This is a genomic window from Nitrospira sp. BLG_2, from assembly GCF_049222245.1.
In genome coordinates this window covers 1-12,352 of the sequence record NZ_JBLYIG010000395.1, presented here as the reverse complement: position 1 = coordinate 12,352, position 12,352 = coordinate 1, and the positions used below count along the sequence as shown (strand labels likewise).

Genomic DNA, 12,352 nt, shown 5'->3' with positions numbered 1-12,352 from the left:
CATTCCGTTCTCCAGCTCCGTCCAGCCGATGTACTTACGGCCGGCGACCGCGTAACTGACGATATCGGCATCGTGCGCCATCAATCGTGAAAGGGTCGGCAGGTCTTTTTCGGCGTTGGCGCGCACCATTCGGCGGATGGCCGACTCCGGATCGGAAGGTTCCGACGCGATGGCGGCGGTCGGGACACCGATGAAGAATGTTAAGACACAGCACACAAACCGCTTACGGCAGATCATGGATCATTCTTCCTCAATACGTTCAATCGTTATGTCCGGCTGGATCCTCACTCCTACCGATAACAAATAACATCAGCCTTCCCATCGATACCCGACGAGAAAGGGCATGACCGTCAGCACACCAAGCGCGCCGATAGGAATCGTTCCAACGGCAGCGTCTTGAGTGGTGACGTACCCCTCGACCGACAAGCTCTGAAGGGCTTGTATGACTGTCCACTCCGAGATCAGCATGAGGCAGAGGGCCACAAGCCCAACACCGAGTCGGATGCCGGGCAGGGGAGGCAAGGTAAATAGGTCCACGACCCATCGCGATCCGATCATGGTGGCGAGCAGCACGTTCGGAATCTCCAGCATCTCGGCAAGCCGTTCACCGACATGCAACGCCACCACCTGGAGGCGAATGACCTCCAAGACAAACTCCGCTCCGACCGCGACGAGGAAGTACATGATGCCGGCCTTCAACACCTGCATCAGGCCATGCGGTCTCTCGTCACCCGCCGTGTTATCCGGGTCGTCTCTACTCTTCAATTCCCTCACAGCCGGCGCCAAGCCACCGCCCCTTGATGTCCATACGAATCTTGCCGGATCCCTGCTGTTCTCGATCACCGGTTGCCACAACACTCTCGGTTGTCTTCGCTTCGATCGTGAAATGAGTCGTTGAGGGCGACGGGCCGGGACACAGCTTATCGGCGACCAATTTTGACGAAGATTTTGAGATCACTTTGACCTTGCATTGCACCGCACTATCATCATCTTCATCCTCCATTTCTTTAATGATCCGATCCTGAGTGACATCTTCTCTCGTCAGGCAGGATTGTAACGTCGTCGTGTGGGGCTTGCCTTCGCGAGCTTTCATCGTCTGTTCCATGTGGGCGCGTTGCTGGGGAGTCATCTTTGCCGTCATTTCCGAAGAGAGTTTCATCCCCGATGCAACCGTCGTGACCGTCATTTCCCATGCTCCGGGTTTCACGTTCAAGGACTCGGCTTGTGCAGTCGGCACGATGTCAGACATAACGGGACCAAGAATGAACCCCGGTGCTACGAGAACTCCCAAAGCCCTGAGCAACACAGTCGCGTTGCGCATGTGCGACCCTCCCTCTGGGTAAAAGACGCCGTGGCATTGTACTTGTTTCAGCCAGACTGGTCTATGCATCAAGAAGTGTGCGGGCTTCTCGTCATCGCATTCCGCAATTCAGCCTCTTGACCTGTTATTGTCCGAGGCGTAGGCTACTCATACGACTTCACGACCGCCTCATCTTGGAGGTGGTGATCATGGTCCTCCGTGGAGCACAGTTCCAACGGTCTAGACCTGCCGGGTGTACGTTCCTCACCAGACGGGCCCTCTCCTCGTATGCTGCCACGTTCCTGCAAGAACGGCCGGATGCCATCTATCTACAGCCCGGAAGCCGGATGACGCAGAGACGTCTGGTGCGATTCCACGGACGAGATCAGTATCGGCAACCTCACGAAGGACTCGCGTCGCATGGCGCGAGAGGGTGACTTATGTCCTGGGGATATTGGGGGATTGTGCTTAGCATCGGCGCATTAATCATAATGCTGATTGCATGCATACGCATGCTCTCTTCCAATAGCAACGAGAACAGACAAGCATCAAGGCAAGATACCGGAGGATCGGTCGACATACAGCCACAACCGCCGACCATCAGGAGGCGAGCCGCTTAATGGTTTGGCGTCGCTTGATCCTTGTGGGCACAAGCCTGTGGGTGGGTTCCTGGTGAGATGGTGGAATTCGGAAGATGGGTGTGCGTACGGCGATCACTGGGTTGATCTGAACCTTAACGAGGGGAGGGAGATATGGGGCCGACGAAGGCAATCGTGAAAGACCATGCTCTCTACGAGGCATTGGGGGGCAAGTTGATCAAGGACGGTTTCACGAACCGGCAGGACCTTGAAACATACGTGAATCATCATTACATCGTCCTGCCGGTCGTCGATAAAGCAGGGAAGCCATGGTTACTTGATGGGAAGCCAATCTATTGTCTTCGTGGAACTCAATATGAAACGGTGAACGATGAGCGGATCCATCTAGCTCGCTGTCCGGATTGCGGAGGCATGGGGGTCCGCGACGACGAATTCGTCGTCGAATCGGACTGCATCCGCTGCACGGCCTGCGGACATGAATTTGATGCCAGGCTGGAAATGATGGAGACGTAGAACGGGGCACTGTGAGGCATTCTGTTTGTGAAGTCATACGTAACTGCGTCGTTTTTTCTATGCTCTTGGCGGTCAGTACAGGATAGAAGGGAGGAAGGAACCGGCAGGTTTCTGATACAGCCCGATGCCCATGAGGTGTTATAGAGTCAAGTCTTGTGTCTTGTATCACGGTCTGTGTGCGATTCGGCTGACGGTCGCGTAGTGCAGCCCCAGCATCTCCGCAACCTCCCTCTGGCTGTATCCGTAACGATGGACCGCCTGAACAATTGCCATGTCTCGCTTGGTCTTGGCGCGCTTCCCCTCAAACAACTTCGTGAGCTGAGGTCTGCTCACATACCGGTGGCTCCGAGGGATCTCCACGATTGCCTCGTACCCCTTCACATGCTCTCTCAGCTTCTCGACAAAGTCTTCTGTCCCCAACAACACCTGAGCTTGTACACCCTCCCAAATCGAAGAACTGTTGATCCCTTCTCTGACAAATCGCCGGTAGTGCCTGGCGGCGTGCTGTCTCTCCTGACCAAACTGACGTAACACCCACTCCACGGTCATCCAAGGGAGACCTGTGGCGAGGCCAGCAGTCCCCCGATAACTGCTCCATTTCCATTGGTCCACTGTCTCGACGATCTTGGCCCTGACCGGGTTGAGCACCACATACCGACAGACTTCCATCAGGTGGCTCTCCTTCTGGATCAGGATGGCCTTGTACCGGCCTTGGAACACATGGCCCACCGTTCGGTGACGCCGGTTATAGCGTTGGGTGTAGATGCCGTTGAGTTGGCGCATCCCTTGGGAGAGATTTGCCTCGGGGGTTTCGATGACCAGGTGATAATGGTTGCCCATTAGACAGTACGCGTGGCAGAGCCAGTGAAAGCGGTGGACAACCTTCCCCAGGCACTCCAAGAAGGCGTGGCGATCCGTATCGTCCTCGACAATATCGTTCCGGGCGTTGCCTCGGGACGTCACATGGGAGATCGCTCCGTCAAATTGCAGTCTCAGGGGGCGCGCCATGATCGACGCCTGTCCCATACACAGGTGCATATGGCAAGAAACAAGACCTGACCCTATCATTGGTTATGTCGGTATATCGGTATAAAGGTGAAGATTGAAGATGCGTATGGCGCCAGCAATTCTCACGTTGAGACCGCTGCCGCGAACTGTGTATGGTACAGGAATTCATGGGAGACACTCAGATGCCATTGACCACCTATAATAACGTCCCGATTCCCTCATTTATGTACGGCACGGCCTGGAAGAAAGAAGCCACCACCAGCCTTGTGCTGCAAGCGGTGGAAGCTGGCTTCATAGCGATCGATACGGCCAATCAACTCGTTCACTATGATGAAGCGCGGGTCGGGGAGGCGCTTTTACAACTAGCCAAGCAGGGCATCACCCGCGACAAACTGTTCTTGCAAACGAAGTTCACACCGCTCAACGGTCAGGATCATCGTCTGCCGTACGATGCGCGGGCGAACATCACCACGCAGGTACAGCAATCGTTCGCCAGTTCCTTAGCGCATCTTCATACGGAGTATCTTGATTCGTATGTCTTGCATGGACCCTACTCACGGCGCGGGTTAGGAGCTGAGGACTGGGAGGTCTGGTCCGCGATCGAATCCCTCTACGAGACCGGCAAGACGAAGATGATCGGAATCAGCAACGTCACGGCCGATCAGCTGACGTTGCTCTGCATGAAGGCCAAACATAAGCCGATGGTGGTGCAGAACCGCTGCTATGCAGCCTTCGGGTGGGACAAAGAGGTACGGGAAATTTGCCGGACGCAGCACATTATTTATCAAGGCTTCTCGCTCTTGACCGCAAATCGCGACGTATTCATCAATCCCGAGATCCGGGCGATGGCGGTTCGGTATGAAGCCACTCTGGCTCAGCTCATTTTCCGGTTTGCGATGCAAGTCGGCATGCTGCCGTTGACCGGGACGACAAACCCTCAGCATATGAAAGAGGACCTGCAATCGGATCGATTTACCTTGCTCTCGGAGGAAGTTCGACAGATCGAAACCATCGGTCTTTAGCGATTATGGGTAAGATTCTCGTCAAACGTGTCTATGAGCCGGCGGCCAAGTCCGATGGCTTCCGGGTACTGGTCGATCGCCTCTGGCCGCGAGGCTTGTCGAAAGAGAGCGCGCATATCGATCTTTGGCTCCGTGATATCGGCCCTTCGACCGAGCTCCGAAAATGGTTCAACCACGATCCCGCCCGGTGGGCGGAGTTTCAGCGTCGCTATTATGCTGAACTGAAAGAGAAGGCGACACTTCTCGCTACGATCAAAAAACACGCAAAAACCAAGCCTGTCACGCTCCTCTATTCCGCCAAGGACGAACAGCATAACCAAGCTGTTGCGCTCCGGAGTTTCCTGCTTAAACGTCCCTCTACTCGTCAACCCGACACGAGATCGACACAATCATCCTCCACCGCTGCGCACAGAGAAAAGCGAACATAGCACGGTCGAATCAGCACTCCTGCGCCGTGCACTGTTCAAGAACAGACCACAACTGTCGCTGTGGAGTGTCGAAGCAAGGGCGCGCCGAAATCGGCTGACCAAACGTGCGGTATGTGCCGTTCTCCGGAGGGCTGCAAAACTTCTTGCTATGTATGAGCGAATCTTATATAGGATCGACCTTAATTATGAAATCCGTAGGTAATGATAGGCTGACCAATACTCGACAACTATATGCAAGCTTTATAATCCGCTCGGAACGCGCTTGGATGGTTGAGCATGGTTCGACAATGAGAACGCGTACGACAGTCGCCGATACGCCCCTGGGTGAAGCCGGATCGTTCGGCACCAGGGTAACATGCATTCGTTTGCGCCGATTTGTAAGCCGAGGAAGGAGATCCAAATGATCCAACCACTCGTCCGAATTGCGGCCGCCGCGATGTGTGGCGCGATCGTACAGACTACGACTCCGGCAATTGGCGCCTGGGAACGTTTCCATGGCGATGCCGCCAATCGGGGGTTCGCCGATGTGGATACGAAGCCGGCCGCCGGAGGCTCCTTCAGCGTTCCCGGCCTCGGCACGTTCGCGCTGGGCGCCGGTCCTGTCATCGCGCCGGACGGGACAGTCTACCTCGGCACACAGGAAGGGAAGCTTATCGCTCTGCATGCGGACGGCAAGCCGTTCTGGAGCCGGGATATCGACGCGGACGAGTCGATCGTCGCCTCGCCCGCCATTGGCGCGGACGGCAGGGTTTATGTGATCGGCGCCAAGTTGAAGATCACCAAAATTGGGTCGTTCAAGAAGACTCAAATCGGATCAAAGTTGTATGCATTCAACGCCACCGGCGCCTTGCTGGCGCGGACGCCCTTTCCCTCGCAAGGCCTCCGCGCCCCAACCACCGCGCCGCCCAACATCGTTAGTGTCGGCGGTCGCGAGATCATTCTCGTGCCCGCACTGTATAAAAATCCCACTGTGAAAAACGGCGTCGACGTGAGGCTGATCGGTTTTTCGACCAATGGAGGCGTCGTGATCGACCAGCTGGCAGCCCCGCATCCGGGGGTCGACGTCATTACCGGTGGTGGGCCAAGTCCATCCGATCTCCTGCTAGGTTTCTCCTGCGTTTCACCGGGCCTCGCAACTTATCTTTACTGCGGACTTCAGGGTGGTTACGATTACAATCCACAGCGTTCGCCTGCTGCTCCTCCGTTTCCTCCACCGTTCCCGGGCATCGCGGTCTTCACTTTCGCTGGCGGCGGCGCGAGTCACGTCATCGTCAGCGACCAGCGTCATACGATCGTGGATTTCTCGGTTACGGGCTCGAAACCGCGCCTTACCCAAGTGTTCCGAGACACTGATTCGCAGCGCACCTTGTTGTCGCCGCCGATGGTCCTGCCGGAAGGGCGCACGCTCGCCAGCACCGCCGGCGAGCAAATCATTTTCTCCGGCCCGAACCAGAACAAGCTTGCACCGGTCAGCAGCCCGGGCTTCGTCTATGGGGCGCCGACGCGCACCGTGAACGGCTTCGCTGTTGTCGCCGGCACGAATGGGCTCTCGGTGCTAAAAGACGGCATCCTGGTGTCGCAAATGTCGCTTCCGCCGTCTTTTGCGTCGGCTGCAGCATCGCGCACGCATATCTTCGTTTCGACGACAGACGCGTTCGTCACGTTAGACGCGGACGCGCAGCTAAACCTCCAATCCTTCGACTGGGTCGGGGGCGGGAAATCGCCGCCGGCGATCGGCCCCGACGGACGCGTCTACGCGATCGCCTCCGACATCCTGTTCATTTTTCCGCCGCCGCTCAAGGTCTCCGGTCCCCTCCCGCACGCGCCTGCCGCTGTCGTGCCAAAAGACCCCGGCGAGCAATGAGCGCCGTTACAGTAGTTGTAAGCAGCATCGCTGTCCGGATTGCGCGACGACCATGCGACCTTCAAGAATCTCTCAACCACGTTTACGCCGCGGATCGAGATGCGTAAAGACATCCCCTGAATCGCGGGTATTGAATCTTCTCGTAAAGCACTGAGAGGCATGGTTGAAACCGTCGAGGAACATGCCGAATGGAGTGCCGGTTGCAATGTGACAAGATATGGAATCAGTCGGAGAGTAACTTCGCGGGATATTCATTTCTGAATGTACAAAAGTTGGGTACCCTCTGGCGAGGGCACCCAACAGTCAAGACGAGACAGGATCTAGTTCAGCGGGGGAACGACGCCGGCAAACTTTAAGAGATCCGTGATCTCGAAATCTCCACGCTTCGCCGACGGGAGGGTCGGTTTCCAGTTCCGGTTCGCGGAGAGATAGGAATCTTTATCGGCTTGCAATAAGCCGATGAACACTTCGCCGACGATACGGCCTCCGACAGGTCCCAGCCGCCGTCCGCTCTCGAAGACTTCAGCCTCCTTCAGGATGTAATACCAAAGCGGCGTACTCTTCTCCATGCCGAATGGAGCCAACTCTGCGAGTTGCGCCGCCGTCAGGACACGGACATTCATCACGCGCGCGATGGCCTGCCCCGAGGGAATACCGAAATTGACATGCCTCATCAGATTACGGGAGGCCAGAGACTGGATACCGTCATTCGGCATGCCAGGAATAGAAATCCCAGGTGCCCCCGGAAGCAGCATAAGCGGGGTCGACAGCTTGGTATCAATCTCCTTGTTGGAACGCACGTTCCCGTCTTTGAAATCGAAGAATGTCTGCCAGTCGACGAATCGACGCGCCGCCCGCTTGCCGCCGCGCATGTCATTGGGATCAGGTGCGTTTGGATCGGCGGAACTATCGAAGACGAAGGCGAAGAACTCGCTGCCCGCAGCGGGACCGAAGTTCACCCGATAGCTGGGCCTCACTTGTGAATGGCCGAACCGATAGGCCGCCACGGCGAACTCGACCGGCATCAGCGGCTCACGAATCGCATTGCGGAACACACCGTCTTGGCTGCGGTCGGCCACATCGTAAAAACGTGGACCGTTCCGCAGAAGATCGTTGACCAAGCCTTGCCCGATGGTCATCGGCAGGAACTCGTTGACGATGATCCACTGGTAATGCCAGCGCACTTGGCGTTGCGCCTCGTTGAAGACTTCCCTGGCCGAACGATTGGCGAATGCCGGATCCTTACGGACTCGATCGGTCACGGCATTGTGAAATTTCAACATGGCCAGATGAAATTGGCTGATGACGACATTCTCATCATTCCGGCCGTCCCCAATGATGGCGTTGTTGTTCGGATCACGCGGAAGGTCGTAACGCTCCACGCCCTTTCGGGACGCTCCCTCCGATCCGGGAATCTTCTCAACCTTGAATTTGATGTCCCTGTTGCTGGTGTCATACAGTTCAGGAGATCTATCCGGCCCGTTCCCGTACACGCTATCGAGATCGAATTCAGCAGTACGAAAATTGGTCGTTCGTCTTGGGTCGGTTTGTTCAAGGATTGGTGCTTTTAATGCGAGTGTCAGGTCATGGTCCAAAAACTGACCGAAGAACGTGACACCTGCCGTCATGTTCGGATTATCCGCATTGTTCGGACTGAAGACGTTGGGATTCGTAATCGACTGGACCGGATCAGTAAGAACATCTTTAGCATCTAGAATGCCTTCCTTCACGCCAAGCTTTTTGGCCTGTTCTCGGGCCTCATCGTTCTGAGGGGCATAGGATGGTAGCCCAGGAAACATGCGACTGAATGAATCATCCGGATGACGGGGAGCGTTAGGTCGCTGCACATGCAGGTTATTTCTTCGTGAGATATCATCGGCTGCTGCAGCTTGTTCCACACTGCTCGACAATAAGCCGATCAGGCCAAGCGCCACAAAATAAATGGCTCGAACACGCATCGTGATTCCTCCTATGTGTAAATCATAGGTTACGTAATGATGATCAAAATTAAGAATACGTACATTATATTGTGATGGCCATCACTGATACGACTTGCCCCTACAAGCAATAGTCGGGCCTCGATGCACGACGTGAAAGTTGAACGAAATCACATATAATGCAAGACCGGCACACTCACTGGGTTGTATTTCTGTAGCAATGCGCAAACGAAGGAACTATCCTGCGAAGGAATACACCTACATGGTTAGTCTCATGTGAGTATGACCATGTCTTTAGGAACCATAACCACTGTCTCGGACTATAGGAATTCCACGGCAATGGTCGTCGTTATCGGCGGTGGTCCGGCCGGGCTCATGGCCGCGGAAGCGGCGGTGACTGCGGGAGCCTCAGTCGAGCTGTACGATGCCATGTCCTCGGTGGGCCGAAAGTTTCTGCTGGCAGGGAAAGGCGGCCTGAATCTCTCGCATTCGGAGCCGATGGAGTCCTTTCTTTCTCGCTATGGCTCTCGCCGGGCGCTCATCGAGCCGGCGATCAGATCATTTCCTGCGGCGGCTTTGCGGACTTGGGCTCATGAGCTTGGCGTGAAAACGTTTATCGGTACGTCCGGACGAATCTTTCCTACTGACCTGAAAGCCGCTCCGCTCCTGCGCGCCTGGCTGCGCCGGTTGAGAAAAGCCGGCGTACAGTTCCATGTCAAACATCGATGGCGCGGATGGGACCAAGACGAGAAGCTTCTTTTCACCAGTCCACAAGGACCGCGGAGCGTTCAAGCCCATGCGGTCGTGTTGGCGCTCGGCGGGGGTAGTTGGCCGCATCTCGGCTCCGATGCCGCGTGGGTTCAGATCCTGGCTGAACGGAGGGTGCCGATCGTACCGCTGAGGCCGGCCAATTGTGGATTTGACGTACGGTGGAGCGAGTATTTTCGGACGAAATTCGCCGGACATCCCGTGAAAACGGTGGAAGTCACCGCGAACACCATGGACGGTACTGCCATTCGTCGGATGGGAGAATTTGTCATTACGGCGAACGGCGTGGAAGGCGGCATTATCTATATGGTCTCGTCCCATGTTCGAGATGTGATCGCCGCGAAGGGGGAGGCCATGCTCTGGCTCGATCTTGTTCCGGACCGACCGCTGCGGCGGCTCACGGATGATCTTTCTCAACCTCGTGGCAAACGCACGATGGCGACGCATCTGAAGCGACGAGCCGGCATCATGGGGGCCAAAGCGGGCCTCCTCCGCGAGGTGGTCCCTCAAGCAGTGTTTACGGATCCTGTTCGCTTGGCCACAGTACTCAAATCCCTGCCGCTGAAACTCGTGGCCCCACGCCCATTGGAAGAAGCCATCAGCACAGCCGGTGGAGTCTCATTCGAGGCGCTGGACACAAGATTGATGCTTCATTCATTCCCTGGAGTATTTTGCGCCGGAGAAATGCTGGATTGGGAGGCGCCGACCGGAGGATATCTGCTCACCGGGTGTCTGGCGACGGGACGACACGCCGGAGACGCAGCCGCTGCGTGGGTTCAAAGACATCCCGCGCAACCTGCTTAAGAAGTGTCGCTCTCGTTCGATCAGGAGGAAGAACGCACTACCCGAATAACCAATTCCAGATTTTGTAGAACCAGTTGGTGATTATCCCAATCCACGAATCGTTTGCTTGGGGCGGATCAACATTCACGGATGGTGATGACACCGATGGCTTGACAGGCGCAAGGCTTGGGGGCGGAGAGTCAGCTTGCGCAACCTGTGTCGGCTCGGAATCTTGATTGGGGGATAAGGAAGCCGCAGACGTTTCAGAGATGTCGGCCTGCGGTATGGCTGGTTTGCTCTTATCCGAAGCCGCCACCATGGGGGCTCCGGCCAATTCCATTTCCTCCTTATACTGAGCCACCTTGATTTGCAGGGAATCGCTCTCTTGCCGAATGTCTACAATCTTACGCGCCAGATGCCAACTTTGATTCATTAACGTTGCCACCTGTATCTTAAGCGACGCGAGGGTGTCCTCCGCCCGCTGTCTCATGACCGGCAACTGTTCTTCTTCCCGCTGAATGGCGGACCGCAGGTCGGACACGGCGGCATCTTCTCGTCGGTTCGAGGCCTGCAATTCCACGGTCTCCCGGTCCAGCGCCTTGACGTCTTCTCGTATTGCTTCCAATGCTTGAGTCTGTTCCAACGTCTCCGCCTTGACCCTTTCGTACGTACGTCGACTGACACAGCCGACCTCCAAGAGCAAGACCGCGGCGAGCACACAGAGAACAACGCGTTGAATGGCCGGAGGCATGGTGCCGGTAGGACATGTCATAGGTGTCGCCTCATGGAGTAACCGAACCGAAACCCTTGGGCTTGGTTAGTCGGTCCGATGGAGTAGCTAGGCGTAAGATGTACACAGATGACGCGTATCAGTCAACCCTTCTCACTTTTTCCTTTCACGAGAGCATGGATAACTCATGGGGGTTTGCGTCCTATGAGTCCATCATGTCGTCCGATGAGGCTCCGTTCATTCAATTTCCACCGGAATGCGAGATCGCCCTATTGGAACGGTTTCTCAAAGCCGAGGCGATGGCGCTTTGGACGGTACGGTCGGCGCGTTTGCAAGACGTTCCTCCGAACGTCTATGCCTTTCTTCGAAAACACGAGGAAGATGAACAGCAGCATTTGGCGCAATTTGAGACTCTGATCGGTCGTCAGCCCCGCGAACGGGAACGGCTCCCGTCCGTGCCACGTCAATGGCCTGCGCTGGCCGTTCAGCTCTATGGGTATGAGTCACTGGGGCTTGAATTCGCGACGTTACTCGTTGCATTACGACCGGATTTGGCTTCGATCCGCGAGGACGAACTCGTCCATGTGAATTTCTTTGAGCAAGAGATTCACCGCATCCTGAGAAGCGAGGCTGCCGCCGTCGAACAAGCCCGGACCTCCGCGCTTGCGTGGTGGCGCAAATTGCCGCGAACGGTCGACCGCTACCTCGAATCCGCAGCGCTCGATCCGTTTCGCTCTCTACTGGCAGACAGAATTCTCTCTGCGATCGGACGACGATTCACCACGACGGGATTATTGAAGGACCGATGAAGTGATTCAGACTTGGACGGGGAGTAGGCCGGTGACGGCACCCATCTTGCGGTATTTCTGATCACGCCGGGCGAGAAGTTGTTCGGCAGGCAGGTCAAGCAGATCGAACAATTGGTTGGTCAGTGCCTTTCCGACCAAGTCATAGACGGCTCGAGGCTCGCGATGAGCGCCGCCCAGCGGTTCAGGAACAATCGTGTCGATAACGCCGAGATCATGAAGATCGTTGGCGGTCATTTTCAAGGCAGAGGCGGCGTCGGGAACCTTTTCAGGGTTGTCCCACAGAATAGCGGCACAACCTTCAGGGGAAATAACCGAATAGACGGAATGTTCCAGCATCAGGACGCGGTCTGCGACACCGAGGGCTAAGGCGCCTCCGCTTCCTCCTTCTCCGATGACCACGGAAATAATCGGCACGGTCAATCGAGACATCACAAATAAATTGCGGGCAATGGCTTCCGCTTGCCCACGCTCCTCGGCGCCGATGCCGGGATACGCACCCGGCGTGTCGATAAAGGTGATGATCGGACGGTTGAACTTTTCCGCCATGTTCATGAGGCGGAGCGCCTTTCGATACCCTTCCGGGTTGGGCAT

Annotated in this window: 13 protein-coding genes; 6 read left to right on the top strand and 7 right to left on the bottom strand. The window is 56.1% G+C overall.

Features of this window, described 5'->3' with window-relative positions:
• The 3 genes from ACOSYY_RS10955 to ACOSYY_RS10945 all read right to left on the bottom strand — a co-directional run.
• The coding region (locus ACOSYY_RS10955) for a hypothetical protein (RefSeq protein ID WP_421662393.1) at positions 1 to 237 on the bottom strand (237 nt) is incomplete at its 3' end.
• Positions 238 to 309: 72 nt separating this feature from the next.
• Positions 310 to 786, bottom strand: coding sequence for a hypothetical protein (locus ACOSYY_RS10950; RefSeq protein WP_421662392.1), 477 nt, complete (start codon positions 784 to 786; stop codon positions 310 to 312).
• The gene (locus ACOSYY_RS10945) at positions 755 to 1,321 is read right to left on the bottom strand and encodes a DUF3617 domain-containing protein (RefSeq protein ID WP_421662391.1); all 567 of its coding nucleotides are present in this window, start codon (positions 1,319 to 1,321) and stop codon (positions 755 to 757) included. The genes ACOSYY_RS10950 and ACOSYY_RS10945 overlap by 32 nt, the downstream gene beginning before the upstream one ends.
• Positions 1,322 to 2,052: 731 nt before the next feature.
• On the opposite strand from ACOSYY_RS10945, the gene ACOSYY_RS10940 reads away from it, so the two are divergent.
• Positions 2,053 to 2,412, top strand: coding sequence for a hypothetical protein (locus ACOSYY_RS10940; protein WP_421662390.1), 360 nt, complete (start codon positions 2,053 to 2,055; stop codon positions 2,410 to 2,412).
• A gap of 165 nt (positions 2,413 to 2,577) precedes the next feature.
• Here the strand turns inward: ACOSYY_RS10940 and ACOSYY_RS10935 are convergent, their stop codons facing one another.
• A complete protein-coding gene (locus tag ACOSYY_RS10935) occupies positions 2,578 to 3,420 on the bottom strand; it encodes a transposase (RefSeq protein WP_421662389.1) in 843 nt (280 codons plus the stop codon).
• A 167-nt stretch (positions 3,421 to 3,587) separates the two neighbouring features.
• Between ACOSYY_RS10935 and ACOSYY_RS10930 the strand changes: the two genes are divergently transcribed.
• The 3 genes from ACOSYY_RS10930 to ACOSYY_RS10920 all read left to right on the top strand — a co-directional run bounded on the left by ACOSYY_RS10930 (position 3,588) and on the right by ACOSYY_RS10920 (position 6,734).
• Positions 3,588 to 4,442, top strand: a complete 855-nt coding sequence (locus ACOSYY_RS10930; protein ID WP_421662388.1) for an aldo/keto reductase family protein — start codon at positions 3,588 to 3,590, stop codon at positions 4,440 to 4,442.
• A 5-nt stretch (positions 4,443 to 4,447) separates the two neighbouring features.
• A complete protein-coding gene (locus ACOSYY_RS10925) occupies positions 4,448 to 4,870 on the top strand; it encodes a DUF488 domain-containing protein (RefSeq protein ID WP_421662387.1) in 423 nt (140 codons plus the stop codon).
• A 400-nt stretch (positions 4,871 to 5,270) separates the two neighbouring features.
• Positions 5,271 to 6,734 carry a BamB-related PQQ repeat family beta-propellar protein gene (locus ACOSYY_RS10920; protein ID WP_421662386.1) on the top strand — a complete coding sequence of 488 codons (1,464 nt, stop codon included), beginning with the start codon at positions 5,271 to 5,273 and terminating at the stop codon, positions 6,732 to 6,734.
• A 320-nt stretch (positions 6,735 to 7,054) separates the two neighbouring features.
• On the opposite strand, the gene ACOSYY_RS10915 is transcribed toward ACOSYY_RS10920, so the two are convergent.
• Positions 7,055 to 8,692 carry a peroxidase family protein gene (locus tag ACOSYY_RS10915; RefSeq protein ID WP_421662385.1) on the bottom strand — a complete coding sequence of 546 codons (1,638 nt, stop codon included), beginning with the start codon at positions 8,690 to 8,692 and terminating at the stop codon, positions 7,055 to 7,057.
• Positions 8,693 to 8,959: 267 nt separating this feature from the next.
• Between ACOSYY_RS10915 and ACOSYY_RS10910 the strand changes: the two genes are divergently transcribed.
• Positions 8,960 to 10,243 carry a TIGR03862 family flavoprotein gene (locus tag ACOSYY_RS10910; protein WP_526023315.1) on the top strand — a complete coding sequence of 428 codons (1,284 nt, stop codon included), beginning with the start codon at positions 8,960 to 8,962 and terminating at the stop codon, positions 10,241 to 10,243.
• A 37-nt stretch (positions 10,244 to 10,280) separates the two neighbouring features.
• Here the strand turns inward: ACOSYY_RS10910 and ACOSYY_RS10905 are convergent, their stop codons facing one another.
• A complete protein-coding gene (locus tag ACOSYY_RS10905; RefSeq protein WP_421662384.1) occupies positions 10,281 to 10,994 on the bottom strand; it encodes a hypothetical protein in 714 nt (237 codons plus the stop codon).
• A 134-nt stretch (positions 10,995 to 11,128) separates the two neighbouring features.
• Between ACOSYY_RS10905 and ACOSYY_RS10900 the strand changes: the two genes are divergently transcribed.
• Positions 11,129 to 11,761: a hypothetical protein gene (locus ACOSYY_RS10900; RefSeq protein ID WP_421662383.1), complete on the top strand. Its 633-nt coding sequence runs from the start codon at positions 11,129 to 11,131 to the stop codon at positions 11,759 to 11,761.
• A gap of 6 nt (positions 11,762 to 11,767) precedes the next feature.
• Here ACOSYY_RS10900 and ACOSYY_RS10895 read toward each other — a convergent pair.
• The coding region (locus tag ACOSYY_RS10895) for a carboxyl transferase domain-containing protein (protein WP_421662382.1) at positions 11,768 to 12,352 on the bottom strand (585 nt) is incomplete at its 5' end.

Excerpts from the sequence above, each read along its gene's own strand:
- ACOSYY_RS10945 (WP_421662391.1), bottom strand. The coding sequence starts at position 1,321 with ATGCGCAACGCGACTGTGTTGCTCAGGGCTTTGGGAGTTCTCGTAGCA.
- ACOSYY_RS10915 (WP_421662385.1), bottom strand. The coding sequence starts at position 8,692 with ATGCGTGTTCGAGCCATTTATTTTGTGGCGCTTGGCCTGATCGGCTTA.
- ACOSYY_RS10940 (WP_421662390.1), top strand. The coding sequence starts at position 2,053 with ATGGGGCCGACGAAGGCAATCGTGAAAGACCATGCTCTCTACGAGGCA.
- ACOSYY_RS10920 (WP_421662386.1), top strand. The coding sequence starts at position 5,271 with ATGATCCAACCACTCGTCCGAATTGCGGCCGCCGCGATGTGTGGCGCG.
- ACOSYY_RS10925 (WP_421662387.1), top strand. The coding sequence starts at position 4,448 with ATGGGTAAGATTCTCGTCAAACGTGTCTATGAGCCGGCGGCCAAGTCC.
- ACOSYY_RS10935 (WP_421662389.1), bottom strand. The coding sequence starts at position 3,420 with ATGGCGCGCCCCCTGAGACTGCAATTTGACGGAGCGATCTCCCATGTG.
- ACOSYY_RS10900 (WP_421662383.1), top strand. The coding sequence starts at position 11,129 with ATGGATAACTCATGGGGGTTTGCGTCCTATGAGTCCATCATGTCGTCC.
- ACOSYY_RS10910 (WP_526023315.1), top strand. The coding sequence starts at position 8,960 with ATGTCTTTAGGAACCATAACCACTGTCTCGGACTATAGGAATTCCACG.
- ACOSYY_RS10905 (WP_421662384.1), bottom strand. The coding sequence starts at position 10,994 with ATGACATGTCCTACCGGCACCATGCCTCCGGCCATTCAACGCGTTGTT.
- ACOSYY_RS10930 (WP_421662388.1), top strand. The coding sequence starts at position 3,588 with ATGGGAGACACTCAGATGCCATTGACCACCTATAATAACGTCCCGATT.